Here is a 26872-nt window from a genome sequence, read left to right as displayed (position 1 = left end):
AAACACATATATTGCTATTTGGAATATATTAAAGTATTATGATTATAGAAATTAAATTTTTTTTGAGTAGATGGGACATTTTTAATACATGTGGGACAAATATGTCACCACTAGCGTGGGATGTGACAAATGGATTCTTTTCTAAGTGCACAGCTAAAGCTAATGCCAGAGATGAGTGAGCTGCTTCAGAAGAGGTATCGTATTCTCCAAACTATCCAGCTGACCAGAGGTATTGGCCGTCGGGTTCTTGGAGAACAGCTAGACTTAACGGAGCGTGAAACTCGTAAGGAATTGGATGCTCTAAGGACTCAAGGCTTGATAGAGGTTTCTCGTGAGGGAGCGGCTATTACAGCAGAGGGCAATGAGGTTTTGATAGATTTAAAAGAAGTAGTCCGTATGTGGTCTGGTCGATCACAAATGGAGCTAATGTTAAAGAAATATTTAAATATAAAAGATGTGATTATTGTTCCGGGAAATGTAGATACTGATACTAACACATCTATGCTTTTATCCCAGGAGGCAGCAAAGTATTTAGAGAGTATTTTACTGGATGAATACATCGTTGCAGTTACTGGTGGATCAACGATTGCATCCATCTCCCATGCCATGACCGAATCGTCCAGATGGAAGGATTTGTTGTTTATTGCGGCAAGAGGAGGGGTAGGGAAGGATGTCAGGCTACAAGCAAATACCATTGCGTCTTTGTTTGCTAGCAAGATGAATGGAACCTACCGGACGTTATATATACCGGATCGCTTAAGCGAAGAGGCATATATGACGATGAAGAAGGAGCCTTTTATCCAAGAAATGATGGACCTTTATGAAAGGACAAACATCATTATTCATGGAATAGGCGATGCATTAGAGATGGCCAAGAGAAGAAGTTCGAGTGACGAGGAGATTGAGCTTCTAACAAGTAGAGGCGCAGTCAGTGAGTCGTTTGGCTATTATTTCAACAATCACGGTGAAGCTGTTCACCATATTCGCACAATCGGTGTTCAATTAAATCAGCTTCAGCATATAGAGCATCTGCTTGCAGTCGCAGGCGGGGCAAAAAAAGCCAACGCGCTTATTTCTTATTTCAAGCAGGCTCCATTGCAAACTGTTCTCGTAACAGATGAAGGTGCCGCCAATGAAATGATGAAAGTAATCCCAAAAAACATTTAGGAGGAATTTTATTATGACAGTAAAATTAGCTATTAACGGATTTGGACGTATCGGACGTAAAGTTTTCAGAGAAGCATTAGAGCAAAAGGATTTAGAAGTAGTAGCAATCAATGACTTAACAGATGCAGCGATGCTTGCTCATTTATTAAAATATGATTCTGTACACGGTATCTCAAATGCAGATATCACTTCAGAAGGTGAATACCTAGTAGTAAACGGGAAAAACATTCAAGTATTCGCTGAAAAGGATCCTTCAGTACTTCCTTGGAAAGACCTTGGAGTAGACATCGTAATCGAATCTACGGGTGTATTCAGCACAGTTGAAAAAGCTGGTAAGCATATCGAAGCAGGAGCTAAAAAAGTTATTCTTTCTGCTCCTGCAAAAGACAACATGCCAACATTCGTTATGGGTGTAAATGAAGATAAATACAACCCAGAAACAGATCACGTAGTATCAAACGCTTCTTGTACAACAAACTGCTTGTCACCAGTGGCGAAAGTATTACAAGATAACTTTGGTATCAAACGCGGAATGATGACAACAATTCACTCATTCACAAATGACCAACGTATCCTAGACTTGCCACATAGCGACTACCGTCGTGCTCGTGCAGCATCTGAATCTATGATTCCTACAACAACTGGAGCAGCAGCTGCAGTAGCGAAGGTTCTTCCTGAGCTAAAAGGTAAATTAGATGGTATGGCTGTTCGTGTACCAACACCAAACGTATCTCTAGTTGACTTTGTAGCAGAGCTAGACAAAGAAGTAACAGTAGAAGAGTTAAACGGCGTGCTTCGTAAAGCTGCTGAAAATGAACTAAAAGGAATTCTTGAATATAACGAGCTTCCATTAGTATCAATCGACTATAACGGCAACACTGCTTCTTCTACAGTAGATGGTCAATCTACAATGGTATTAGGAGATAACCTTGTTAAAGTATTAGCATGGTATGACAACGAATCAGGATACTCTGCACGTTGTATCGACCTTGCATTATTAATGGCAAAAAAAGGGTTATAATTTCTCGCTAGATACCGAGAAACATTAGTGTTTGGATAGCGTTTAAGTATAATAACCTCTATAATAAAAGAGGGTAAAGGAGCAAAGGTTACCCCTTTTGCTCCTTCTTTTTTTAGTAGGCAATTCAATTACATAAGGAGGCTTATTTCATGAAGGAAAAACAAACAATGAGCGATGTAACGTTAAAGGGAAAACGCGTCTTTTGTCGTGTAGACTTCAATGTACCAGTAGAAGACGGTGCCATTACAGATGATACTCGTATTCGTGCAGCACTACCTACGATCCAATATTTAATCGAGCAAGGAGCGAAAGTGATTCTTGCAAGCCATATGGGTCGCCCAAAAGGGGAAGTAAAGGAAGAGCTACGTTTGACAAAGGTTGGCGAGCATTTAGCTAAGCTATTGAATAAGCCTGTAACTAAATTAGATGAATCAATTGGAGAACAAGTAGAACAAGCGATCTCAGCAATGAATGAGGGAGATATTGTTTTATTAGAAAATGTACGCTTCCACGCTGGAGAAGAGAAAAATGATCTAGAGCTAGCAAAAGCTTTTGCTTCGTTAGCAGATGTGTATGTCAATGACGCATTCGGTGCAGCTCACCGTGCGCATGCAACAACAGAAGGAATTGCAAAGCTTTTACCTGCAGTATCTGGACTCTTGATGCAAAAGGAATTAGATGTACTTGGCAAGGCTTTATCCACACCTGAACGTCCTTTCACGGCGATCATTGGTGGTGCGAAAGTAAAGGATAAAATCGGTGTCATCGATCATTTATTGGACAAGGTAGACAATATCCTAATCGGTGGTGGATTGTCCTATACGTTCACGAAGGCGCAAGGTCATGAAATTGGAACCTCTCTTTTAGAGGAAGATAAAATCGACTTAGCCAAGTCCTTCCTTGAAAAGGCGAAGGAAAAAGGCGTGAACTTCTATTTGCCAATCGATGTAGTCGTTGCGGATGAGTTTTCAAAGGATGCCAACACGAAGGTTGTCCCAGTCGACCAAATTCCATCTGACTGGATGGGCTTGGACATCGGACCAGAAACAGTAAAGCTGTACGATCAAGTTATTAAAGACAGCAAGCTGATCATTTGGAACGGACCAATGGGTGTGTTTGAAATGGACGCTTTTGCAAACGGAACGAAGGGTGTTGCGAAAGCAATGGCAGAAACTGCTGGCTATACGATCATCGGCGGAGGAGACTCAGCCGCTGCAGTAGAAAAATTTGATGTAGCAGATAAAATGGACCATATCTCAACTGGTGGAGGAGCTTCCTTAGAGTTTATGGAAGGTAAGGACTTACCAGGCGTATCGGCACTAAACGATAAGTAATTGGAGGAGATTTTATTATGCGTAAACAAGTAATCGCAGGAAACTGGAAAATGTACAAATCACTTTCAGAGGCAAAGCAATTTGCTAACGAATTAAAAGAAAAACAGATTGACACTACGAATGTAGAAGCCGTCATATGCGCTCCGTCTTTATTTCTAGAGTCTTTAGTGAACGAGACGAAGGGGTCCTTCATTTCCATCGGTGCACAAAACATGCATGAGGAAAAAGAAGGTGCGTTCACTGGTGAGGTGAGCGGCCACCAATTACAGGATATCGGCGTAAGCTATGTCGTGATTGGGCACTCGGAAAGACGTCAATATTTCAATGAAACCGATGAATCAGTCAATAAAAAAGCGAAGGCAGCCTTCGAATATAACTTAACACCAATCATTTGTGTTGGAGAGTCATTGGAGCAGCGCGAGAGCAATGAAACAGAAAGCATTGTTTCCGCTCAAACAACCGCAGCTCTTGAAGGCTTAACAGAGGAACAAGTGAAAAACACAATCATCGCCTACGAGCCAATCTGGGCTATCGGAACTGGTAAGACAGCTACGGCTGACGATGCAAACGATGTATGTCGTGCCATCCGTGAGACTATTTTAGATGGCTTCGGGGAAGAAGTATCAAGTGCAGTGCGTATCCAATACGGCGGCAGCGTGAAGCCTGAAAATATCGTGGAATTGCTTTCTAAGGAAGATATCGATGGTGCACTAGTTGGCGGGGCAAGCCTACAGGTAGATTCGTTTGTGAAATTACTGGAGGCTGGTGCAAATGCCTAAAAGTCCAGTTGCACTAATTATTTTAGACGGCTTCGGGCTAAGACCCGAAACGTATGGTAATGCCGTATTTCATGCAAAAAAACCAAACTTCGATCGCTACTGGAACCAGTTTCCGAATGCAACCTTGATCGCTTCTGGTGAGGCAGTTGGTCTACCCGATGGACAAATGGGTAACTCAGAGGTTGGTCATTTAAATATCGGTGCCGGAAGAATCGTCTATCAAAATCTGACTCGTATTCATAAATCGATTCGAGACGGGGAATTTTTCCAAGAGCAAAAGCTGTTAGCGGCAATTGAGCATGTAAAGCAAACGGGTGGCAAGCTGCATTTAATGGGCTTACTATCAGATGGCGGTGTTCATAGTCATTATTCTCATCTATTTGCTTTGTTGAAGCTTGCTAAGGCGCAAGGTCTAGATGATGTATTTGTACATGGCTTTTTAGATGGCCGTGACGTTGGACCACGTACTTCTGTCGCTTATGTTGCGGAAACAGAGAAGCAAATGAAGGAAATCGGCATCGGTAGGTTTGCTTCGATTAGTGGACGCTACTACGCAATGGATCGTGACCGTCGCTGGGAGCGTGTCATTCTTGCTTATCAAGCAATGGTTGATGGAGTCGGTAAAACGGCGGAAAGCGCGACGCAAGGGATTCTCGATTCTTATGAACAGGATATCGCCGATGAATTTGTCCTGCCATTTGTCATTGAGCAAAATGGACAGCCGGCTACGACGATTGATACGAATGATGCGGTCATCTTCTTTAATTTCCGCCCAGACCGTGCGATTCAATTATCGATGGCGCTTAACACGCCTTCATTCGATAGCTTCCCATTAAGCGAGAAGCATCCGAAAAATCTTAAATTCGTGACATTCACACATTACAGTGATGACGTGGTCGCGGATGTAGTATTTGAAACAGTCGATTTATCGAACACAATCGGTGAGGTACTGGCAGCTCGTGATAAAACACAGCTTCGCATTGCCGAAACGGAGAAGTATCCACATGTGACCTTCTTTATGAGTGGTGGCCGTGAGGAGACATTCCCTGGAGAACAGCGAGTTCTTATTAATTCTCCTAAAGTGGCAACCTATGATTTGAAGCCTGAAATGAGTGCCTATGAGCTAACCGATGCTTTATTAGGTGAAATTGCATTAGATAAATTCGACGCTATCATCTTAAACTTTGCTAACCCAGATATGGTCGGTCATAGCGGTATGCTAGAGCCAACTATAAAAGCAATCGAGGCAGTGGACACTTGCCTTGGTAAAGTGGTAGATGCTATTTTAGCAAAAGGTGGCCAGGCCATCATTACAGCAGACCATGGGAACTCCGATGAGGTAACGACACTCGAGGGGAATCCGATGACTGCTCACACAACCAACCCTGTTCCAGTGATTGTGACCGAAAAAGGAGCGACACTTCGAACAGATGGAATTTTAGCCGATTTGGCTCCAACCATGTTACACTTATTAGGTATAGAAGCACCGCCTGAAATGACAGGTAAAACATTAATCGAAACGGAGAGTTGAAAATGCCAATTATTACACAAATTCAAGCTCGTGAGGTATTAGATTCACGCGGGAACCCAACAGTTGAAGTAGAAGTATTCACAGAAAGCGGAGCATATGGCCGCGCAATCGTACCATCTGGTGCATCTACTGGTGAATACGAAGCGGTAGAACTTCGCGATGGCGACAAATCAAGATACCTTGGAAAAGGTGTATTAAAAGCGGTAGAAAACGTGAACAACGTAATCGCGGCAGAATTAGAAGAAAATTTCTCAGTGTTAGACCAAGTAGAAATCGACCATGCCATGATCGAGCTAGACGGTACAGAAAACAAAGGTAACCTAGGAGCTAACGCTATTCTAGGAGTTTCTATCGCAGTAGCACACGCTGCAGCAGACTATTTAGATGTACCTTTATATCAATACCTAGGCGGGTTTAACGCAAAGCAACTTCCAGTTCCGATGATGAATATCGTAAACGGCGGCGAGCATGCTGACAACAACGTAGACATCCAAGAATTCATGATCATGCCAGTAGGAGCAGAATCATTCCGTCACGCACTACGCATGGGCGCTGAAATCTTCCACAGCCTAAAATCAGTATTAAAAGATGCTGGCTTAAACACAGCTGTTGGAGATGAAGGCGGATTCGCACCAAACTTAAAATCAAACGAAGAAGCTCTTTCTACAATCATGACTGCCATCGAAAAAGCTGGCTACAAACCAGGGGAAGAAGTCCTTCTTGCAATGGACGTTGCAGCTTCTGAGTTATTCAACAAAGAAGACGGCAAATACCACCTAACTGGAGAAGGCGTAGTGAAAACTTCAGAGGAAATGGTAGATTGGTACGAAGAGCTTAGCAATAAATACCCAATCATCTCAATCGAAGACGGATTAGACGAAAACGACTGGGCTGGCCACAAGCTTCTAACAGATAGAATCGGCAAAAAAGTTCAGCTAGTTGGAGACGATCTATTCGTAACAAACACGAAAAAACTAGCACAAGGAATCGAGCAAGGCGTAGGCAACTCCATCCTTGTTAAAGTAAACCAAATCGGTACACTTACAGAAACATTCGACGCAATCGAAATGGCAAAACGCGCTGGCTACACAGCAGTAATCTCCCACCGTTCAGGAGAGTCTGAAGACGTAACAATCGCAGACCTAGCAGTAGCAACAAACGCTGGCCAAATCAAAACAGGAGCACCATCCCGCTCTGACCGCGTAGCAAAATACAACCAGCTTCTACGTATCGAGGACCAACTGTACAACACAGCTCAATACCTAGGAAAAGATACATTCTATAACTTGAAAAAATAATGATTAGTGAAAACTCCTTAACACATTTGTGTTAAGGAGTTTTTTTGTGGGGGGTGAGAGAAGCTTGCAAGAAACGTGGGTGTTGCGTGAACGGGAGGAAGTGTTGTGGGAAATAAGGTAAGTGTTGCGCCAATGGAGTGAAGTGTTGATGAGATGAGGCAAAGTGTTGCGTGAATGGGAGGAAGTATTGCGGGAAATAAAAGAGTTGCGGGAAATGATGTAAGTGTTGCGCCAAAGGAGTGAAGTGTTGCAGAGATGAGGCAAAGTATTGCGCGAATGAGGAGAAGTATTGCGGGAAATAAAAGCGTTGCGGGAAATAAGGTAAGTGTTGCGCCAAAGGAGTGAAGTGTTGCAGAAATGGGGCAAAGAGTTGCGAGAATGAGGAGAAGTGTTGCGGGAAATAGGGAAAGTATTGCGCAAACGGGTTGAAGCGGTTGAAGTCTTGCAGAGAAGGGGTGTAGTGTTGCGTAAAAAGGGAGGATGCATCGGCGACTTGGAGAACCTTGCGGAGATGGAGCGGAACCTTGCGGAGACAGAGGAGAACCTTGCACAGATGAAGTGAAACCTTGCGGAGATGAAGCCAAACCTTGCGGAAACAAGCATAAACCTTGCAGAAAGCCTAAATCCCGTCCAAATACGGAGTAAATCCCACTCCTACTCTCCTCATCAAATTCTTTTATATACTTCCAAACGCTAATTTAGTATTATTTAACAAATTAGAGTTATAAATAGGAGAGTGATAGCTATAAAAAAGCTTCTTATTGCGATTACCTTAATTGCCCTCTTTACCGCTTACATATTTTACAACCGGAGCCAGGATCCCACTGAGGAAGATGTCTTGCGAAACACGAAAAGCTGGACGTCGAGCGTGGAAGAGGTTTACGGTATTATACAGCAAGATGGAGAGTGGTTAGCGTTTTATCGGATACCGCATTCTATTACGGTCGTCGCTAGGCTAAAGCAAAATTGGATGGGTACATGGAAGATGATTAATTACTCCGGGCAAAGAGGGGTTATAGCAAGTGTGGGTGAGATTCTTTCAGACACAGATGCCCTAATTCCTTGGCAAGCAAGCGGGTATGAAAATGGGTACATTCTTCTCATGTCCATAGAAAATCCTCGAATTGATGATTTAGTGATAACGGCTAATGGAAAGGAATATAAGAATATTTCTTTTATTGAACTCGCAGGAAAGAGATTTGTTTTATTAGACGTGAAGGGTACATGGAATTCCTTTTCCTATCAGGCTCTTTCAAAGGATGGAGAGGTCATAGTAGCCTATCCAAAGTAAAAGAGAGCAGGAACCCACTCCTGCTCTCTTTCATATTTAAAAGATATGCGGCCCGACCAGGAAAAACAGGACGGCTAGATTCATAAAGGTCGCATATATAACCATATACGTGTAATCATCTTCTTCCGGCTTATAGCGAGCCAGAAGTAATGGAATGGTCGACAGCAAGCTTCCTGCTACCAATAAAACAACGAAATGCCAGCTTTCTGTGATGAAAGGGATGTTCGCAATCGTTGTCTCCACCTTTGTAAAGCGGTACAGGAAGAAAATCTGTAATACCAACAAAGATACGACATGAATGATAAATCCAAGCGTGTACGTTCTTTCAAATCTAAAGCGATTTAAAACCGCCGTGCTTATATACGAGATCGCAAAGGCTAGGATGATCCAGGCAAAGCCGAATAGGACGAGCATTAAGCCGTTAAAGGATTTGCTGAACTGGGTGTAGGCTGCCTGCTTGTAGTCCTCTTTCGCGATTTGTTTACTTTCCTCTATTTTACTAGGTTCGGAGGAGGCATAAACTAAATACCTTTGAGAGCCGTTCATCTCTAGAAAAGCGACCTCGTCTTTATTGAGAATCACGGGACGCTCGTATCTTGTACCTGCCTTCGTTAAGGAGGTGGCAAGCACTTTTCCACCAGCTAGCTCGCCAAGGAACACTTGGTTTTTATTGCCGGCGCGGGTTGCGGTAAAGGCTATTAGCGTTTGTCCGTCCTGCTGAAACAGCGTTGCATGCGTAATATCATCTAGTGTGCGACCGTCCTCCTCGTGCTGGAACGTTAGCTTCGACAGCTGGATGGCTTGGTTTGGCGACAGGTCAAAGGCAGCTTGTTGGATGACCTTTGTCTTCGCACCACCGGAAACCATGGTTGTATCCATGAGCAGCAGGAACTCTGCTGGGGACTGCTCGATCATTTGAATAGAGGATACTAGACTCGCTGTGCTCGTTAGCTGGAACAGCTGAATCGGCTCGTTTGCTAGATGATAGACGGCGAAGCGATCTCCCTGGCTTTCCTTTGTAATGGCCAATATGTTATCCCCAATAATTTTCACATCGTAGATTGGCTCGGTCACATCAAAAGCCTTCTCCTGTCCGTTATCCACTACGGTTAGCTGCTGGTCCTTTGTCCAGTAGACAAGCACGTCTCCGGATTTCACGAAGTTTTCTACGTCCTGAGCGATTTCCGTCTTGTCATGCATTAACGTATAGTTTTTAATAAAATAGGATTCCGCCTCGTTGCTCCACACATTCGTCGTCGAGCTAGATAAAGGCAGGCTGCGAGCTTCCTTACAATTCAAATCTAAATCACAGGAAAGAATTGCCTGCTCCTTAAAATTTCGAAGCGTGATCACATAACCATTTTCCTTATTCAAAACTTGAAAACTGGAATAATTGTTTGCAGGAGTTTCCACAGAAAAGGTTCTGCTCCAATTGTCCGATGGTAGTCTCGTTTCTTCCTTAAGCGTAAACCAATACACGATAGCGATTAACGCTAACAGGATGATGCTTGTCATTGCAAATAATTTTTTATTCACGATTAATCTTTCCCATTCTCTATGTATTTGACAATATAAACCAATAAATCTTTCTTATTTCATTTTAACGCTAGATTATCAGAAAATATATGATATTATTTAGATAACTACTTTAAAATTGATAGACTGTTGTCAGTTCTATTTATATTTGGTAAAATTATATGTGTTGTGATGTTCTAATCGGGAGGTGTAACAATGAATACATTATTAATGACGTTATTAATCATCGTCTCGCTTGCTTTGATCGTGGTAGTTTTATTACAATCAGGGAAAAGTGCTGGGCTATCAGGAGCCATCTCCGGGGGAGCTGAACAACTCTTTGGAAAACAGAAAGCTCGTGGTATGGATTTGATCTTACATAGAGCGACTATCGTGCTTGCTGTATTATTCTTCGTATTAACGATAGCTGTTACTAAATTTTAAAAAACGAATGTATACGCCTAACCATACTTTCAAATGGTTAGGCGTTTTCTTTTATATTTGAGCATACATAAGATAAAATTAATAAGGGAAAGGTATATACTAGTAAAATAGCAGTGTTGATGGAAACAGGAGGTTTTTTTGGAATGCGCATCACAACACCAAAGCCGTTCTTCTTTGAAGCTGGAAAGCGGGCGGTATTATTATTACATGGATTCACGGGGAATTCGTCCGACGTTCGAATGCTGGGACGATTTTTAGAAAAGAATGGCTACACGTCGATTGCGCCACATTATAAGGGACACGGTGTACCGCCAGAGGAGCTGCTCGAAACTGGTCCAACAGACTGGTGGAAGGACGTTATGAAGGCATATGACCGCTTAAAGGCAGCTGGCTACGATGAGATTGCGGTAGCTGGATTATCGCTTGGAGGCGTATTTTCGTTGAAATTGGGGTATACAGTGCCTGTAAAGGGAATCGTAACCATGTGCTCTCCCATGACGATGAAAACGACGGACGTTATGTTCGAGGGCGTCATAAAATATGCCAAGGAATACAAGAAATATGAAGGTAAAAGCGAAGAGCAAATAGAAGAAGAAGTAGAGAAGATTCGCCAAAACCCGATGCAGACATTGGGCGAGCTGCGAGAATTCGTCTATGAGGTCCGCGATCATGTGGATCATATATATGCTCCGCTTCTCGTTACACAGGGCAAGAAGGACTCGGTGATTGATATAAACTCTGCGAACTATATTTACGAGCAGTCGGAATCACTAGAGAAGAAGCTGAACTGGTACGAGGAATCTGGTCATGTCATTACGCTCGGTCCAGAAAAGGAAACGCTACACGAGGATATATTAAACTTTTTAGAATCGTTGGATTGGAATGTGTAAAACGAACCAATTCCGCACACGCTGAAAAGGGAGGGATGTTTAGATGGAAAATATGAAAGAACAATTATTAGAATTAATGAATGCAGAAGAATATAAACCAATGACCACGAAGGAGCTAGAGGACCATTTTAATATGACCGAGGCCGATGACTTCAAGGAGCTAGTCAAAACACTAGTGTCCATGGAGGACGCTGGCGCAGTTGTCCGTTCACGGTCTAATCGTTATGGTGTCCCATCTCGCATGAATTTAATCGTCGGGAGCTTCATCGGACACGCAAAAGGTTTTGGCTTTGTGACACCGGAAGAGTCTGGCATGGATGATATTTTTATTCCCCCTACGGAAATTAACGGGGCAGTAAACGGTGACAAGGTGCTTGTACGCGTATCGAAGGAATCATCCGGAGACCGCAGAGAAGGTACGATCATCAAAATCACACAGCGCGGGATGACACAGGTTGTTGGAACGTTCCAGGACAATAAAGGCTTCGGCTTCGTCATACCGGATGACAAGAAAGTGCCAATGGATGTATTCGTCGCAAAAGGCGACACATTAGGTGCAGTAGACGGTCACAAGGTAGTCGTAGAAATCACGGACTGGCCGAATGAAAGAAAGTCTGCAACAGGTATCGTAACGAAAATTCTTGGTCACAAAAACGATCCAGGCGTAGATATTCTATCGATCATCTATAAGCATGGCATCACAATCGACTTCCCAAAAGAGGTAATCGACCAAGCAGAGGCTGTGCCTGACCAAATCGCAGAAGGTGATTTAGAGGGACGCAGAGATCTTCGCGATGAAGTCATCGTGACGATTGACGGAGCAGACGCGAAGGACCTGGATGATGCAGTTACTGTAACGAAGCTGCCTGACGGTACATATAAGCTTGGCGTACATATCGCAGACGTAAGCCACTATGTAACGGAAGGGTCCGCGCTTGACCGCGAGGCATATGACCGCGGAACGAGTGTGTATTTAACAGACCGTGTTATTCCTATGATTCCACATCGTCTATCAAATGGTATTTGTTCATTGAACCCACAGGTCGATCGTCTAACACTATCATGTGAAATGATCATCAACGGCTCTGGTATGGTAACATCCCATGAGATTTTCCAAAGTGTGATCCGTACAACGGAGCGTATGACTTACTCAGACGTTTATAAAATTTTAGAAGAAAAAGATGAGGACTTAATCGAGCGCTATAAGGACCTTGTGCCAATGTTCGAGAACATGGCAGAGCTTGCGGCAGTGCTTAGAAAGAAACGTGAGGAACGCGGTGCCATCGATTTCGATTTCCCAGAAGCTAAAATTCTAGTAGACGAGGATGGCTGGCCAAAAGACGTCGCGATTCGCGAGCGTACGGTGGCTGAAAAATTAATCGAGGAATTCATGCTAGCTGCCAATGAAACCGTGGCTGAGCACTTTAAATGGATGGATGTACCATTCATTTACCGTATCCATGAAGACCCTAAGCCAGAAAAGCTACAGCGTTTCTTCGGCTTCCTAACGAACTTCGGCTTAGTAGTAAAAGGAACGGGCAATGATATTCACCCGAAAGCACTTCAAGAAATCATTGAAAGCATTGAGGGAATGCCAGAGGAACCAGTTATCTCGACGATGCTTCTTCGTTCCCTACAGCAGGCAAAATATTACGGAGAATGTCTAGGGCACTTTGGTTTATCGACTGAGTTCTATACACATTTCACCTCTCCAATCCGTCGTTACCCGGACTTGATCGTACATCGTCTAATCCGTACGTATTTAGTGAACGGGGATGTATCATCCGCAACGGTTAACCATTGGGGTGCGATCATCGACGACATCGCAGAGCATACGTCAAAACGCGAGCGTCGTGCAGTAGATGCAGAGCGTGACACAGATGCACTGAAAAAAGCACAATACATGGCAGATAAAATCGGTGAGGAATTCGAGGGTATCGTGAGCTCGGTTACGAACTTCGGTATGTTCATCGAGCTTCCAAACACAATCGAGGGTCTTGTCCATGTGACGAACATGACAGACGACTACTACCGCTTTGACGACCGTCAAATGATGATGATTGGGGAGCGCTCTGGTAAGCAGTTCCGTATCGGTGACGAGGTAACGGTTAAGGTTTCCGGCGTTAAGCCAGAGGAGGCAGCAATCGACTTCGAGGTTGTCGGCATGAAGAAATCCTTTGGCCGCAGCACGCGCAAGGAAAGCCCTAAGGTCATCCACGCATCGAAAAAAGGCTCTGGCAAGAATAGAAAAGACAAATCACAGCCAGGACCGAAAAAAGGACCAAATCAGAAAAAGAAATTCTACGAGGGCGTTGCGAAGAAATCTCAAAAACGCAAGCGACCAAAGAAAAAATAAAGAGGGAGCGGCCTAGGTCGCTCTATCTAGCTTTAGACAGGGGTGAATAGAATGGCAAAAAAGCATGACGACAAGCCATTAGCACAAAACAAAAAGGCCAATCATGACTATTTTATCGAGGAAACAATCGAGGCAGGGATCGTCCTACAAGGGACCGAGATCAAATCCATTCGTAACGGGAAGGTGCAGCTAAAGGACGCATTCGTACGCATCCGCAACAATGAGGCGTGGATCTCCAACATGCACATCAGCCCATACGAGCAAGGAAACCGCTTCAATCACGATCCGCTGCGTTCTCGCAAGCTACTGCTACACAAAAAGCAAATCAGCTCGCTAATCGGTGAAACGAAGCGCGATGGCTACACGATCGTACCGCTCAAAATGTACTTAAAGAACGGCTACGCTAAAGTCCTCATCGGTATCGGTAAAGGTAAAAAGGATTACGACAAGCGCGACACTCTAAAGAAAAAAGAAGCAAAACGCGACATCGAGCGAGCATTCAAGGATGCCCAACGCTAAGAATTTTCCTCGTTATCCGGATAGTGGCAGTATGTATCACTTGAATTTTGACCTAATTTGATGTATAGTTATGACTGTAACTTCTTACTGAGATGCAAACCTTTTAACTAAGTGGCACCTTCAGACTGACTTGAAAACGCTTGTCAGTCGAGGAGCGAAGCACGAGGCGGAAGCGAATTGAACTTAGGTTCATGAGCTGACAACGAAGTGCAAGCAACGAAGAATGAAAGCGTTTGTCAACAGTCTGAAAAGCTTACATTATTCCATAAACGGGGACGTTATGGATTCGACAGGGATAGTCTAAGCTTGAGTTGCGCGTCAGAGGCTCGGCTCTGTAAAAACGGAACTTATAATAACAGGCAAAACAAACAACAACTTAGCATTCGCAGCGTAAGCTCGGATCTGCTTTATCTATCCATCGCCCATGTGGCTAGGTAGAGCTCACTCTTAGTGGGATACGGTTGGCAGTGCCACTTGAGCTGTCAGCAAGAGATTTCCAAGTTAGCGTACAGGACGCCCGCTTATCGGCATAATGCTACGCGAAACTTCAAATAGGTAAGATACACGCGTAGAAGCTTAAGTGTTAGAGTTTCTGGACGCGGGTTCAAATCCCGCCGTCTCCATATTACAATTTCATTGAGTGTCAATGAGTATCAAAACCCTTGATTATCAAGGGTTTTTTATTTTTCCCATGTCATCTGATATCATTGGATATCAAATGAACAAGGTCAAAACCATGGTCAGTTTTCTACATTGTCATATAAGTTTCTAGTTTACTGACAGCTCCATCTTTTGCTTCGTTTGATACATGGGCGTAAATGTTCATCGTCGTTTTTACATCGGAATGTCCTAAACGATCCTGTACTTCTAAGATTGTTGCACCTGCTTCAAACATTAAGGAACAATGTGTATGTCGGAATCCATGTGTTGTGATTTTAGGTAAATCATACTTTTGAAGCACGTGTTCAAGCCATTTTCGTGTTTTAGTGGGTTGTAGAAATTCATTTTGCTCATTACTAAATACTAATTGTTTTGGTTGAAGTGTATCAAATCCTAATATCAAATAGATATCTTGTTGATGTTTTTTCCATTCATTTAAAATTAAACTTGTTTCGGGATACATTCTAATTGTTCGTGCAACCCCAGTCTTGGTTGTTTTCACATACAGTTGATTATTCTTACCTCTTGAAATTGCTTTGTTAATGCGAATCTCATTTTTAGTAAAATCAATATCCCTCCAAGTTAGTGCTAGAGCTTCTCCTTTACGCATTCCACTAAAAGCAAGTAAATGAAAAAGAACATACGCTTTAGTATTGGATTCCTTTTTCATACAAGTTAAGAACTCAATTAGTTGTTCTTTTGTATAAAAATTTTCAGGTTCGTCTTCTTGATCAAACTTAACCCTTTTTTTTAGCGATATCTCTACTAAAGCAAATGGATTCGTTTGAATATAGTCGTGCTTAATTGCAAAATCAAGCACTTTGGCAGCATAGGATTTCACCATTCGGAAATTTTTTAAAGTATCGGCCCACTTATTTACGGCTTTTTGGCAAACATCAAAATTGATCTTATCAATTTTGTACATTCCAATGGATGGTAAAATGTGATTGCGGAAGATTCCAATCGTTTTAGTAAAGGTACTTTCTTCTACTGTTCGCTCATATTGGACTATCCATAAATCGTACACATCTTGGAAGGTTTCAGCACGTTGTTTGCGGAATGTTCCTTCGCTGATTTGAAGTTCAAAGCGAGCCAATGCTTCTTTGGCCAGTTTTTTTGATTTGTATCCACGTCGTGTTGTATCACGCTGTTTTCCTGTTAGTGGGTCAACTCCAATATAAAACTTGATCTTATAATATGTTTTACCATCTTCTTTAGTGTACGGTTTAATGGTACCCATTTTTATCCTCCTGTTATCTTACGGAGACAAGATTAAGGGGAAGATAAATACTATACAAATAGCATTCATCTATATATTACAAAATAAAGGGGTGACATGCCACTTTCAATAGTCACCGACCTTTATTTAGACCTTTAAACTGAGGTCCCGTTTTCTCAAATTAATAGCTGTGTGATTTTAAAAATTTATCAATTTCCTCTTTAGAAACCCTTTTTACTCCATCTATTTCACAAATTTTCAATCCCTTTAACCTGAAGCTCTTAAAAGTATTCAGTGAGACATTAGCATATGCGGCACCTTCCTGGAGGTTCATCCAATCTTTTGGGAAGAATTGATGATTGTTTATTGCATTTTTAATAGCATTAGCTATAATCTCGTTTAATTGTTTCTCTTGTGATAATAGTAAGTTTGATTCAGATGCCATTTCTTTCTCCTCCCTAGTCTTTAAGATTTCTAATCTTTGTGGAAAATTAGAATGTCTTTTCTCTAAAACTTTCATTGAACATATTCAGTTTTCAAGGAGCAAAAAGTTGGCTACATATAAATGAACACAAAAAACGCCCATTTAACTCAAGCAACTTAATTTTGGACAGACCCGTAGCGTTGTACGGGGACCCCAAAATTAGGTTGGCATGAAGTTAAATAAGCGTTTGTAATTCTATCGCTTAAACTTATTTATTACAGTTTAATATAAGCATTTAAGAATGTAAACAAAAATTTTTAAAAAATATAAAAAATGTAATTTATCTAGGTCCTTTATAAAAGTTATTCCTAATATATTTGGAGTTGCTCTATAATAGGATCTAGACAATTTTTTATAATCTATCCTGGAGAAATGAATTTTCTACTACCTTTGACAAACAGAACTGTTAAATCAGTTTTATTGTCATTCAACTAAAGGAGCGTTTTAATCATGAAAGCGTATGCTATTAATTTTAATTTAGACACTTTTACAATTGAAGCTGATATTTATCAAATCAAGTATAGCAATTTCGATGAACAGTACGAAAAATTACTAGAGTTATTGAATGCAGAGGGATTAGATGTAGTCGACTTTAACAATGACATTGCAATGCTGGTCGATGATAGGGGATTTGAAAAACAAAACAACCCCGTATTTGAAGTAATAACTGAAGATAATATTGTATGTCAATTAGCAGGGAAGATCATATTTGTACGTAATATCTATAACAAGGAAAGCACTGATTTCGGAAGCATAACATCTGAAGATGTGATTTATTTAAAAAATAACCTCCGAATAGTCCTTAAAGGATTATTAGAAAAGCCGTTATAAGGGTCATATCAACGCCCCTGAGAGATTTCTCTTGGGAAGAGTTGAAGAGAGTTCAGATTCACCCCTTCTGGATGGTTTGACGACGGAGCAAAGCGACCCAAAAAAACGAAAGAAGAGTCCTCTTCTTTCGTTTTTTTCATGCCATTGCTTATTTCTTACGACTTTTCCAGAACGGTGCATCCACATATCTTTGAACGATATCTAGTCCTGCTGTGACCTAATTTTAATGATACTGAAAGTCTTCGGTCTTAGCTTTGTCATATACTTTTACACACAAAAAAGTAAACGTCCTTGAGCCTGAAAGCAACGATCGGTTCGTGTGATTGTCTTTGAAACAACCTACTTCTCTAATATGGCCTGTTTTACGATATTCAACAAGTAAAAACTGTTTGTGTTGAGTGAAGGACAACGCTTAATATTTGATACAGCATTTGAAAGCAAAGAAGAACAATAGTGTGTTATCAAAGTATTCAGTTAATACTTCACCTTTTTTTGTAATGTTTTAATTCCTCTTCAAGTCCTTTTATTCTTTTTTTCTAGCTTTTCAATTGCCTTTTACGAGAAGCGATAGCAGCGTTTTGTTTGTTTTCATCTCGTAGGCCCACCATAATAATTAAGAAGTCAGACATTGAATTATATACTAATTTTAACAGTAAATTCCTTTATGGAAATTCTATCTCAGAAAACAAAAAATTAAGAAAATATGCTAAGAAAAAGAAAAGGAATGGTCCTAAAGGTTAAAACATATTCTTTATGATTTCATCTGCTTCTTTCTCTTTGTTCAACGGTGGTAATACCGTGTCAGGTGAATATTTTTTTCTCTTTATTGAAGTGTTCCTTGGTTTTACAGAAAATTTGATAGCAACAACTTTTTTACCATCTTTTATTTCTTTGTAATCAATTTTAATATCTGTTATCTCGTTAATTTCATCAATTGCTGGTTTTAATGCTTTCGCTTTGAAGTTGCCGTATATATCATACGATTTGCCGATTGCTCCTATTTTCTTGCGTAGTTCATCCAATTCATATTCAAATGACTTCAATTTAAACCATTTCTTTGATAGTTCATATATCCGAACAGTGTAGACGCTTTTTGCCATCAGTGCATATTTGAGTTCATAGTGAACATACCCTTTTGAAAAATCTTTAAAATAACCCTGTGTGGATCTAGGGATATCGAATTCGAGTATTTTCTCTCTAGAAAGATAACGAACTTCTGCAACCCAACGAGTAACAATCCAATCTTCACTATCCATTCTTTGAACATCAATTCTTTTCTCACTCAAGTTTGCACAAATTCTTTTAATATGAGTTTGGTTAGTATTTTTCATTCCGATGAGTTCCATAAAATCTTTAAGATTTAATCTAATACAACTGATGTCTTCCATGCTAGGTTGAATTGTGCTAACAAGTGATTTAATTATTCTAGTTTCAATTAATGTTAAAGGGGTATTGTGTTTTGCTTCGATTAAGAAATTGTTTTGGTTCACTTGGAAACTGCCTTTTATTTTTCCCATTCTTATCACCTCATTTTTATAACTTCTACAATTATAAAGTTACTCCTTTGTTTTTCTGAATAACAAAATTAAAAAAGTAATAATAGAATTAGAAAAGTAATATTTAGAGAGTAAAAAAAATTGGGAAAGTAATTTTAAAATTAGAAAAGTAATATAAAAAAAAATAACCGCTTGTTACTCTAAGGGTAAACACTCCCTATAACAGATATTATAACAAAAGATATTACAACATTGCGATCGAAATCGAAAAGCATGATTTCAATCGCCTAATTCATAAAAATATCATCACATTTTTAAAGAAAAAAGCGTTAATTTTTAAGTTGATATCTTAAAGCTGGGACATTCAAGAATGGAACTATCCGAACTAGATATGAAGGATAAAGAGTGTGTACTTGTAGCAAGCTGCTTCGGACATTCGGAAAAGACCTTATTAAGAGATGTGTGGCATTCGCCACTTAATGAGGACCTTTCAAAAAGAATTTATTTAAAATTTTGACCGACGTGCTGGCTTAGAATATGTCCAAGAAAATCCAAGTATAAGACCCTTGTCTTATAATCCGAGGAATCGAACATGTAAATAAACTATTTTTATGAAGGTTGGTTATTATATTATTTCTAGAATCTTTTTAATTATGGTTAAACTTTTTTCTTCACCATATAACGGAATAAGTGTTTTTTTAGCTTTATCTAAAGCAGATTCGATTGATCCTTTTACAATATTAATGGAAGTTGCACAAAGCACCATGTTATCTGCCACGTATCCAGCATGATAATATACTCGATCAATCGACCATGAATTAGGGTCATTGACCTTTTCCATTAATTTAACCCCTGAATAATAACAATACTTTTGTTCAATTCGCATTGTTTCAATGAGATTCTTAAGATTTGGGGCTATTTCGCATAATTTCCCCTTTTTCTCTCGAACTTTTGCATGTCTTATAGCTTCTTGGTATTTATATTCAACAAAGTTGCTTTCACGTTTTGTTGTTTCTAATAGTTTACGGCATTTTAAGCAATAACTCTTATTGATTCCAAATTCACTTAGAGGAGTATATTTCCTATTACATATAGGTCCAATACAAATTGTACTAGGTGCTCCCTTAATTATAATAACCTTTTTCATTTTGGAACCTAATTTACGACCACTACCTTTACCTCCCATGTCATAACCTCCTTATTCTAGTTTGTGAGAAAATATCGAATATATCCTAAGGAACTAACAAAGTTAGTAGGAAGGAGTTAGTATTAGTGCAAAATGAACCGACTTTGCACCAAAGTATAGAGTTAGAATTTATGGCTGAGAAAATATGAAGATTGGAGAGGAGCGATTAAAAGGATACCTTTATTTCAATCATTTGCATGACGTATGGTTTTATTCTTATGAAGAAGTGAGAAGCTAATTAGGCTATGAAATTGAAGAAGCACAATAAAAGAGAGACAGGAAATCCTGTCTCTCTTTTACACACCAAAATCCATAAAATATGTTTCATCATCAATTTTATAAACCCTAACACTTGTCCGACCATAATCAATCACATCTTGTGCATCAACTCTTGTTCCAAGTGGAACACGTAAACGTTCACGGAAATATCTTCCCAGGATACTGTTGCTTTCAGGAGTTTCAATAGCTTTTCGATTAGATTGAGCTACGACACATATTAATTGATGCCCATCATCCGTTAGCATGTTAAATTCCTGTTGAGTTGGAGGGAAGAAATTAGGGTTTGCCTGATGGATTCTGGAGGAAACGGGTATGTATGCTTGATTAGGTTCTCGTCCAGGACGTTGTCCCCAATTCAACCCACTTCTTTCATGAATGGCTGTATCATTATTTAATAGAAGCGGTAAATCTACATAAGGATATAGGCTCACATCTCGGCTTAAATCGTTGTTTTCAACAACTTGAATTGGTCTTTGACGTACCCTCCCCCTACGACCTATATAGATGTTAGTAAATCGAATATAGTCTTCAATAGTAGGTTCAATACAAATTAAACAGGTTGGAATGGCAAACACCTCATCAATGTTTGGGAAATTCACTTCTACCATTAATTCATGTTGGTCACGGAAACCGCCCCAGGAAAAATTCGCACTACCAACAAATGTCAGGGAATCATCAAATAAACCATCCGTGTACCAATGATAAATCTTCGTATGGATAGGTGGCGAACTAATTTGATAAAAAATACTAATACGTGGATTTTCATTGACGATTTGTTGATAACGTTCATGATCCCATCTTGGAATGCCATCTCTTCTACTCATACCAATAATGAGTTCAATTTCAATATCTTGATAGTTTTCTAGTATATGATACAAGAAAGCACTGGAAGCATACCCTGTTAGAATACGTAATTTACGAAATCCATGCCTGTATGGTGTGTGAAAAACTGAATGCTCCAAATCTGTGGTAAGATACATGATACCCTCTCCTTTTATAGTATTATTTTAATAATATAAAGGATTAGCATAATTGTCACTAACAATTTCCATTCCCTTCCTAAGAGCGCAATCCGTTTTTTTGTATGGGAAACTGGTGTATAATAAAGAACGATGAAAAATGAAAATAACCATGAAGATAGAGGAGAAGTTGAAATGATTTTCCGAAAAGGCGAACTGTTTTGCGGTCCTGGTGGGTTATCACTTGGAGCAAAATCAGTTGAAGTTATAAATAGCAACAATGAAGTTTATAAAATAGAACATGCATGGGCAAACGATTTTCATGAAGATACATGCCAAACGTTTATTAAAAATATTGCTCCCGATAAGCCAGATACTGTTTATTGCGGGGATGTAAAAGAACTCGATATAGAATCCCTTCCTCCAATTGATTTATTTGCGTTCGGTTTCCCTTGTAATGATTTTAGTTTAGTTGGTGAAACAAAAGGGTTAGACGGGGAATATGGTGGCCTGTACACATATGGAATAAAGGTGTTAAAGCATCATCAACCCAAAGTGTTCATTGCTGAAAATGTGGGTGGTCTAGAGTCAGCTAATGAAGGAAAAGCCTTCGTTCAAATTTTAACAGCGATGGAAAAGGCAGGATACAATATCACGCCACATAAATACTTGTTTGAGGAGTATGGAATCCCACAAGCGAGACACCGCATCATAATCGTTGGCATACACAAATCGCTAAATTTAAGATTTGAAGTGCCAAAAGCGCCATATAAAGATAAGAAGGATTGGAAAACTGCTAAACAGGCATTAGAGATTCCACCGATTCCTAATGATGCATTTAATCATGAATATACAAAACATCAGAGAAAAGTGGTGGAAATGCTTGGACATATCCTACCAGGAGATAATTGCTGGGTGGATTATCTGCCAGAGCAATATCGACTCAATGTTAAAGGCGCAAAAATGAGTAACATATACAAACGTTTACATCCTGATACTGTTTCATATACAGTAACTGGGTCAGGAGGCGGGGGCACACACATATATCACTACGCTGAACCAAGAGCATTAACAAACCGTGAGCGTGCTAGGCTTCAGACATTCCCTGACTGGTTTGAATTTGTGGGAGGAAAAGAAAGTGTAAGGAGACAAATTGGAATGGCTGTTCCGCCAGATGGTGCAAAAGTCATTTTAGAGGCTGTTTTAAAAACCTTTGCAGGAATTCCATATGAAACCGATGAAGCTAAGTGGGATGCAGAGCATATTCAGGAAATGTTGGCAACAGGAAAAAACAAGAAGGTCCGTGCTAGCAAAACAAAAAAGAAAGAAGTAGTGCCAGAAGGACAAATGAATTTGGAGTTTGAAGAAATAAAGGCGTAAAGGAGATATGTTTACATTCAAGGAATGTGGGTGCACTCTGCTTGTAACTGCCATAGAAGAGTATCCTAAAGGACTTAAAAACCAATTGGAATATAATCGCCTGTGTCTTTGTGATATGTAATGTGTCAAAAGTGGAAAATTATACTACTCTCAGCCTTATGATTTTGGAAAATTTATTAACGAAGTTCGTACTAATATGAAAAGTTTGAAAAGTAATAAATTTAAACTGTGTCTAAAAAAAGACACAGTTTTTTTGCTGGTATTTAAAATTCAAAGTAATACTGGGCGATTTTTTTAATTTCTAATGTATTTAGTTGAAACTCAGGTTCTGTATATACATTAGATACTCTCATTTTCCTTCGAAAGAGACAATTATATAAAAGATTAAATCATATCTTTGGTTTTTACAGATTAGTCTCATTCAAAACATCATTCCTTTGAATGGTGTTTATATATTAACAGGAATATTGTCTAGCAATCATTGGCTAAAAGAATTGATTGTGAACTGTTACATTTAAACATACGCACCCGTTAGTTCAACAAGCTCTATTAATCAACAACATTGGAGAGTACCTCACAATCACAGAATCCGCCTTGATTATGCATTGCTTTTACGATTTTGGATATTTTACTCTTAGGCATGTTTTCTTCCAGCCATCTCTTTGTAAATTTAAGAGAGTGGTCACAATCATCGACATTTAACTTTTCATCCAAAAACAAACCGAGGGACTCCAACTGTTCCGCGGATAAGTTTAGCTCATTCCACATTCCACCATAGTCTTTTAATAGGACAAGTCTTTTAAGGTCCTTTTGGTTCGTTTTATCCAACTCCATAGCCCTTTCAAGACAATAAATAGCATTGTTATAATTGAGTAAGCATTCTTCGGCTTGCGACAACAAACGCCAAGCAAGAGGATTTGTTCCGTTTTCTAGTACATAATCCTTTAACCCTTGCCTTGCTTCTAAAAGAAAAGGAACCGCTTTTTTTGCTGGGGCTCTCCTATCCCACGAACCTTGCATTGATAATTTTTGACCTTCTATAAGAGTTTCTTTTAATACTTTGAGTTTTTCCATAAATACCTCACCTTTAATTCCATTTTGCTATATTTTCGTTTTCTATCGTTCATTTTCCTTCTTCAACTAAATGCCCCGTTAGTTGAAGTGTAACACTTCACAAACTAAACACCTCAAGAAAAAACAACCCTAGCCTTTAACATAGCCATTAATTTTTATATCTTTCATGCTGGAGAGATGTATTTTTTTTAGGGGGAAGCGAAGCCTCGGCGCGAGGGCAGCGCTCCGCTCCGCAGATGGAACACCGAGGACCTTGAACTTAGGAAGTATATAACTCTTGGTATTGTTTGTTTAAAAAGGATATAGCATCATTGAATGTTAATTCAACGTTTTGACCTACCAGGTATTCTTTATAGAAATCATATTCTTTATATTTTTGACTGAACTTTTTTGTTGTTTCCGAGAATTCATTATTTGCTATTACATATTCTGTTCCCTCGTGATCTGTAAATAGAGAGCTTTCTCTTATTGTTTCCGTACTTAGTATAGAAAAGTTGTGTTTAAAACAATTAAATGCGTAGTATAATCCTAACAATGTTCCTTGTTCTTTATGATTTTTAATATCCTCTGAGTCTTTCAGATTATTTTTTTCCTTGCTATGTTTTTTTGACAATCTCATAAGCAAACTATCTGTATTTACAATCCAAGTTAGCATTTCCATATTTAATTTATATCTTTCTATGTCACTCCAAACGGTATCTCTGCCAATAGCTTTTTTTGCATTGTAAAGTTCTTCTTTTTTCATATGAAGTATTTCAAGGTTTTGTTTTATTTTTACTTCGAAATTATTCAAGTTGTCATCTCCTCATTTAATCCAATTATTTGAAAATTACTTAAATCAAGTATACTTCATACGGTTTGTCAAAGGTGAATTCATTCACAGATGGTTTTAGGCACTTCTGTTAAAGGCAGGAATGGGATATGTTTTAATACAGCTATCACTATTGTTTTTGGATATATTGAGAAACGTAGAGAAATCAGTTGCAGAGAACTAAGGGAGGGAGCTTGGATAGTGGAGGAATGGACATCATATAAAAAAAAGGGACTCTTAAAGACGGCACGCGAACAGGACAAAGAAATACAAAAAAAAGTAAAAGAGGCTCTAAAAACCATCGGAAAAAATAATGAGAAACACGAAAAAAATGATGATAAAAAGCCACTATAAGTGGCTTTTTTTTAGGTTGTTTTAATCAAAACATAAAGGGCTAGTAAGGAAATCGTTTCTATTCAGAGGGTAAATGGTCACAGAAACAACAGAAAAGTTAAAAATGGGGCAATTATGAAGGGCAAACTAATGGATAAAAGGGTCGGTTATGTAAAAAAGCAATCTTTTTTTAATGAATGTCGAAAAATCCTATTAAAATAGGAAAAAGCGAGGTGATTTAGGTTTGGAGATATTAACTGTTGCTGAACTGGAAAGCAAACCGTTTGAAGAACTGATGTCTTATTTCGATGCCATGGAAAAAGAGACATTGGATTTTCAACTGCATTATGTAGAAATAGATGAATTGCTATTAACTAAGGGTACATTGCCGATGGATGACTTGAAGGTCTATTTTGATATGGATCACGATAATAGAAAATATACGTTTCCTATTGTTAACGAGTACGACTCCTATAAAAAAAAAATGTTTCTAGGGCATCAAATACTTCCACCAAAGGGCTTCTTATGGAAGTTTAATATAAAGACTAACCATTTATCCTTCGGGGTTGTCGATGTAGTTTTTGAGGTAGTCAAGATGGGTTTAGCGACTGATATGAAACATTGGAGTGATAAACTTGTTTTTAAACAGGAGTATCCGTTTTATTATGATTTCGATTCGAAAGAATATGTGCAAGTCAATCCACCTACCAAAAAGAAAGATGTTCCAACTGTTGAATACCTAGAATATCAAAATAGAAAAAATTTGCATCTTTATTTCGAGAAACGCCTAGAGAAAGAAAACTACGTGTACCAATTGAATTTAGAAAAAGCTTCAAAAACAATGGGGCATGGTAGGTTATATACCGTTACTGAAATCAATTCAGTGCGTAATCTTTTTCGTAAGTATCTTGAGTTCATGGAGAACAATAAAAGGTACTTTAAAATTAAAGTGCGTTTCAACCAAATTGATCAAGAACACTACGATAAGCTAATCGAACATGTGGGCGAATTAAAAAGAAAAGTGGAAGAAGAAAAACTACTCTTGGATGAATTAGAGGCAAAGGGATATAAAGAATTTATGACCGTGGAGTTACATAATGATTCCGTATGGAGAAAAGAGATGGAACGAATACTAGAAACAAAAAATTCAATCGTTAAACTGTTCCGCTATCGGGATAAAAATGATGTGTATTTTAGAAAGACAGATGGCTACTTCACTCATACGGATAAACGATTGTTCGAGAATCCTGTTTTGATCGAAGTGGAAAACTGTAAATCCATCTATTCTGAGACACGTACTGGTCGACAGATAGAGAAAACAGAACTATTGGAAATATTGAACAAGAAAAAACCTTGAAAAAGGATCTTTTCTTGTTTTTATCTACATTTTACCAATTATCGTTATAATATATGCAGATAATTTTAAAACTGTCGAACGATTAAAAGTCTTCGATGGGACCTAAACTCAATAGGTGGCGGTCAACGGTAATCTCAACAAGAAATAACCCTAAAAAAAGGGTTGTTTCTTGTTTTTTTATCCACATTTTACCAATTATTGTTATAATATATGCAGATAATTTTAAAACTGTCGAACGACCAAAAGTCCTCGATGCGACCCAAACTCAAAAGGTGACGGTCAACGGTAACAACGCACGTTAGGTGTCTAATTGATCACACAAATTTGAAACAGGCATCGCACCTGTCCTTTTTTGCATTTCCTTGAAACCTAACAAATAGGAAATTATTAAAAAGGAACAATAGTCTATTAGATTAGAGTTCAAAATCATCAAATAAGTATCAGTAAAACAAAAATAATAGGAAAAGGAGAAAGTGACCATGACAATTGAAAGCGGATAAAGTTGACGGTTTAAAAGTAAGTGATTAGCCCCCAAAAATTAAAATGAGGAGAGATGAGGGAATGGAGAATTCAACTTAACATGCGAAGCGGTAGGTATATCGAGAACGAGAAAATGGAATTCAGCTTATACGAGTGAGAGGTTGATGCATCCTACGAC

The 26872-nt window shown here is 39.3% G+C and carries 24 protein-coding genes and 1 other RNA gene; 17 read left to right on the top strand and 8 right to left on the bottom strand.

The genetic code is table 11. The features are described from left to right. Positions 1–129: 129 nt before the first annotated feature. From M3627_RS11765 to M3627_RS11730, 8 genes are all read left to right on the top strand, one after another. Positions 130–1167, top strand: a complete 1038-nt coding sequence (locus M3627_RS11765; RefSeq protein WP_251555753.1) for a sugar-binding transcriptional regulator — start codon at positions 130–132, stop codon at positions 1165–1167. Between the two features lie 13 nt (positions 1168–1180). Then, positions 1181–2188 carry a type I glyceraldehyde-3-phosphate dehydrogenase gene (gene gap / locus M3627_RS11760; protein ID WP_251555752.1) on the top strand — a complete coding sequence of 336 codons (1008 nt, stop codon included), beginning with the start codon at positions 1181–1183 and terminating at the stop codon, positions 2186–2188. A gap of 167 nt (positions 2189–2355) precedes the next feature. Further along, a complete protein-coding gene (locus M3627_RS11755; protein ID WP_483315287.1) occupies positions 2356–3522 on the top strand; it encodes a phosphoglycerate kinase in 1167 nt (388 codons plus the stop codon). Between the two features lie 17 nt (positions 3523–3539). Then, positions 3540–4301: a triose-phosphate isomerase gene (tpiA, locus tag M3627_RS11750; protein WP_251555748.1), complete on the top strand. Its 762-nt coding sequence runs from the start codon at positions 3540–3542 to the stop codon at positions 4299–4301. Next, entirely contained in the window at positions 4294–5832 is a 1539-nt protein-coding gene (gene gpmI, locus M3627_RS11745; protein WP_251555746.1) for a 2,3-bisphosphoglycerate-independent phosphoglycerate mutase, read from the top strand. Before tpiA ends, gpmI begins: the two co-directional genes overlap by 8 nt. Positions 5833–5834: 2 nt before the next feature. After that, complete coding sequence (gene eno / locus M3627_RS11740; RefSeq protein ID WP_169359692.1) at positions 5835–7130, top strand: phosphopyruvate hydratase; 1296 nt, start codon at positions 5835–5837, stop codon at positions 7128–7130. Between the two features lie 480 nt (positions 7131–7610). Next, positions 7611–7775 (top strand): hypothetical protein, encoded by a 165-nt coding sequence (locus M3627_RS11735; protein WP_169359961.1) that lies wholly within the window; start codon positions 7611–7613, stop codon positions 7773–7775. A gap of 91 nt (positions 7776–7866) precedes the next feature. Beyond that, a complete protein-coding gene (locus M3627_RS11730; protein WP_251555745.1) occupies positions 7867–8421 on the top strand; it encodes a hypothetical protein in 555 nt (184 codons plus the stop codon). Between the two features lie 36 nt (positions 8422–8457). Here the strand turns inward: M3627_RS11730 and M3627_RS11725 are convergent, their stop codons facing one another. Further along, positions 8458–9957 carry a hypothetical protein gene (locus M3627_RS11725; RefSeq protein WP_251555743.1) on the bottom strand — a complete coding sequence of 500 codons (1500 nt, stop codon included), beginning with the start codon at positions 9955–9957 and terminating at the stop codon, positions 8458–8460. 195 nt (positions 9958–10152) lie between these two features. Here M3627_RS11725 and secG point away from each other — a divergent pair, with 195 nt between their 5' ends. From secG to ssrA, 5 genes are all read left to right on the top strand, one after another. Further along, positions 10153–10380 (top strand): preprotein translocase subunit SecG, encoded by a 228-nt coding sequence (gene secG, locus M3627_RS11720; RefSeq protein ID WP_169359958.1) that lies wholly within the window; start codon positions 10153–10155, stop codon positions 10378–10380. Positions 10381–10523: 143 nt separating this feature from the next. Further along, positions 10524–11270: an alpha/beta hydrolase gene (locus M3627_RS11715; RefSeq protein WP_251555741.1), complete on the top strand. Its 747-nt coding sequence runs from the start codon at positions 10524–10526 to the stop codon at positions 11268–11270. A gap of 43 nt (positions 11271–11313) precedes the next feature. Continuing rightward, positions 11314–13626: a ribonuclease R gene (gene rnr / locus M3627_RS11710; protein ID WP_251555738.1), complete on the top strand. Its 2313-nt coding sequence runs from the start codon at positions 11314–11316 to the stop codon at positions 13624–13626. Positions 13627–13677: 51 nt separating this feature from the next. Next, positions 13678–14145 (top strand): SsrA-binding protein SmpB, encoded by a 468-nt coding sequence (gene smpB / locus M3627_RS11705; RefSeq protein ID WP_251555734.1) that lies wholly within the window; start codon positions 13678–13680, stop codon positions 14143–14145. Positions 14146–14416: 271 nt separating this feature from the next. Then, positions 14417–14771, top strand: a transfer-messenger RNA (tmRNA) gene (gene ssrA, locus M3627_RS11700). A 122-nt stretch (positions 14772–14893) separates the two neighbouring features. Here ssrA and M3627_RS11695 read toward each other — a convergent pair. Beyond that, the gene (locus M3627_RS11695) at positions 14894–16045 is read right to left on the bottom strand and encodes a site-specific integrase (protein WP_251555732.1); all 1152 of its coding nucleotides are present in this window, start codon (positions 16043–16045) and stop codon (positions 14894–14896) included. 160 nt (positions 16046–16205) lie between these two features. Continuing rightward, positions 16206–16544 (bottom strand): hypothetical protein, encoded by a 339-nt coding sequence (locus M3627_RS11690; RefSeq protein ID WP_251555731.1) that lies wholly within the window; start codon positions 16542–16544, stop codon positions 16206–16208. Between the two features lie 414 nt (positions 16545–16958). Here M3627_RS11690 and M3627_RS11685 point away from each other — a divergent pair, with 414 nt between their 5' ends. Continuing rightward, positions 16959–17339, top strand: coding sequence for a hypothetical protein (locus tag M3627_RS11685; protein ID WP_251555730.1), 381 nt, complete (start codon positions 16959–16961; stop codon positions 17337–17339). 737 nt (positions 17340–18076) lie between these two features. On the opposite strand, the gene M3627_RS11680 is transcribed toward M3627_RS11685, so the two are convergent. From M3627_RS11680 to M3627_RS11670, 3 genes are all read right to left on the bottom strand, one after another. After that, positions 18077–18856: a replication initiation protein gene (locus tag M3627_RS11680; RefSeq protein ID WP_251555728.1), complete on the bottom strand. Its 780-nt coding sequence runs from the start codon at positions 18854–18856 to the stop codon at positions 18077–18079. 604 nt (positions 18857–19460) lie between these two features. Beyond that, a complete protein-coding gene (locus tag M3627_RS11675; protein ID WP_251555726.1) occupies positions 19461–20021 on the bottom strand; it encodes a hypothetical protein in 561 nt (186 codons plus the stop codon). Between the two features lie 296 nt (positions 20022–20317). After that, entirely contained in the window at positions 20318–21280 is a 963-nt protein-coding gene (locus M3627_RS11670) for a restriction endonuclease PLD domain-containing protein (protein ID WP_251555724.1), read from the bottom strand. A gap of 174 nt (positions 21281–21454) precedes the next feature. Here M3627_RS11670 and M3627_RS11665 point away from each other — a divergent pair, with 174 nt between their 5' ends. Then, entirely contained in the window at positions 21455–22639 is a 1185-nt protein-coding gene (locus tag M3627_RS11665; protein WP_251555721.1) for a DNA cytosine methyltransferase, read from the top strand. Between the two features lie 549 nt (positions 22640–23188). Here M3627_RS11665 and M3627_RS11660 read toward each other — a convergent pair. Further along, positions 23189–23713, bottom strand: a complete 525-nt coding sequence (locus M3627_RS11660) for a DUF2695 domain-containing protein (protein WP_251555718.1) — start codon at positions 23711–23713, stop codon at positions 23189–23191. Positions 23714–23972: 259 nt separating this feature from the next. Next, positions 23973–24506 carry a hypothetical protein gene (locus M3627_RS11655; protein WP_251555715.1) on the bottom strand — a complete coding sequence of 178 codons (534 nt, stop codon included), beginning with the start codon at positions 24504–24506 and terminating at the stop codon, positions 23973–23975. A 90-nt stretch (positions 24507–24596) separates the two neighbouring features. On the opposite strand from M3627_RS11655, the gene M3627_RS11650 reads away from it, so the two are divergent. Together M3627_RS11650 and M3627_RS11645 are read left to right on the top strand one after the other, a co-directional pair. Then, on the top strand, positions 24597–24878 hold the full coding sequence (locus tag M3627_RS11650; RefSeq protein WP_251555712.1) for a hypothetical protein: 282 nt from the start codon (positions 24597–24599) through the stop codon (positions 24876–24878). Between the two features lie 223 nt (positions 24879–25101). Beyond that, positions 25102–26214 carry a hypothetical protein gene (locus M3627_RS11645; protein ID WP_251555710.1) on the top strand — a complete coding sequence of 371 codons (1113 nt, stop codon included), beginning with the start codon at positions 25102–25104 and terminating at the stop codon, positions 26212–26214. The last annotated feature ends 658 nt before the right edge of the window (positions 26215–26872 follow it).

The sequence above is a fragment of the Psychrobacillus sp. MER TA 171 genome (assembly GCF_023713305.1).
In the GTDB taxonomy this organism is placed as follows: domain Bacteria; phylum Bacillota; class Bacilli; order Bacillales_A; family Planococcaceae; genus Psychrobacillus.
The sequence above is the reverse complement of the archived record's forward strand: the minus strand, read 5'-3'. Positions and strand labels throughout refer to the sequence as shown.

Excerpts from the sequence above, each read along its gene's own strand:
- M3627_RS11765 (WP_251555753.1), top strand. The coding sequence starts at position 130 with ATGGATTCTTTTCTAAGTGCACAGCTAAAGCTAATGCCAGAGATGAGT.
- gap (WP_251555752.1), top strand. The coding sequence starts at position 1,181 with ATGACAGTAAAATTAGCTATTAACGGATTTGGACGTATCGGACGTAAA.
- M3627_RS11755 (WP_483315287.1), top strand. The coding sequence starts at position 2,356 with ATGAGCGATGTAACGTTAAAGGGAAAACGCGTCTTTTGTCGTGTAGAC.
- tpiA (WP_251555748.1), top strand. The coding sequence starts at position 3,540 with ATGCGTAAACAAGTAATCGCAGGAAACTGGAAAATGTACAAATCACTT.
- gpmI (WP_251555746.1), top strand. The coding sequence starts at position 4,294 with ATGCCTAAAAGTCCAGTTGCACTAATTATTTTAGACGGCTTCGGGCTA.
- eno (WP_169359692.1), top strand. The coding sequence starts at position 5,835 with ATGCCAATTATTACACAAATTCAAGCTCGTGAGGTATTAGATTCACGC.
- M3627_RS11735 (WP_169359961.1), top strand. The coding sequence starts at position 7,611 with ATGCATCGGCGACTTGGAGAACCTTGCGGAGATGGAGCGGAACCTTGC.
- secG (WP_169359958.1), top strand. The coding sequence starts at position 10,153 with ATGAATACATTATTAATGACGTTATTAATCATCGTCTCGCTTGCTTTG.
- M3627_RS11715 (WP_251555741.1), top strand. The coding sequence starts at position 10,524 with ATGCGCATCACAACACCAAAGCCGTTCTTCTTTGAAGCTGGAAAGCGG.
- rnr (WP_251555738.1), top strand. The coding sequence starts at position 11,314 with ATGGAAAATATGAAAGAACAATTATTAGAATTAATGAATGCAGAAGAA.
- smpB (WP_251555734.1), top strand. The coding sequence starts at position 13,678 with ATGGCAAAAAAGCATGACGACAAGCCATTAGCACAAAACAAAAAGGCC.
- M3627_RS11695 (WP_251555732.1), bottom strand. The coding sequence starts at position 16,045 with ATGGGTACCATTAAACCGTACACTAAAGAAGATGGTAAAACATATTAT.
- M3627_RS11690 (WP_251555731.1), bottom strand. The coding sequence starts at position 16,544 with ATGAAAGTTTTAGAGAAAAGACATTCTAATTTTCCACAAAGATTAGAA.
- M3627_RS11685 (WP_251555730.1), top strand. The coding sequence starts at position 16,959 with ATGAAAGCGTATGCTATTAATTTTAATTTAGACACTTTTACAATTGAA.
- M3627_RS11680 (WP_251555728.1), bottom strand. The coding sequence starts at position 18,856 with ATGGGAAAAATAAAAGGCAGTTTCCAAGTGAACCAAAACAATTTCTTA.
- M3627_RS11675 (WP_251555726.1), bottom strand. The coding sequence starts at position 20,021 with ATGGGAGGTAAAGGTAGTGGTCGTAAATTAGGTTCCAAAATGAAAAAG.
- M3627_RS11670 (WP_251555724.1), bottom strand. The coding sequence starts at position 21,280 with ATGTATCTTACCACAGATTTGGAGCATTCAGTTTTTCACACACCATAC.
- M3627_RS11665 (WP_251555721.1), top strand. The coding sequence starts at position 21,455 with ATGATTTTCCGAAAAGGCGAACTGTTTTGCGGTCCTGGTGGGTTATCA.
- M3627_RS11660 (WP_251555718.1), bottom strand. The coding sequence starts at position 23,713 with ATGGAAAAACTCAAAGTATTAAAAGAAACTCTTATAGAAGGTCAAAAA.
- M3627_RS11650 (WP_251555712.1), top strand. The coding sequence starts at position 24,597 with ATGGTTTTAGGCACTTCTGTTAAAGGCAGGAATGGGATATGTTTTAAT.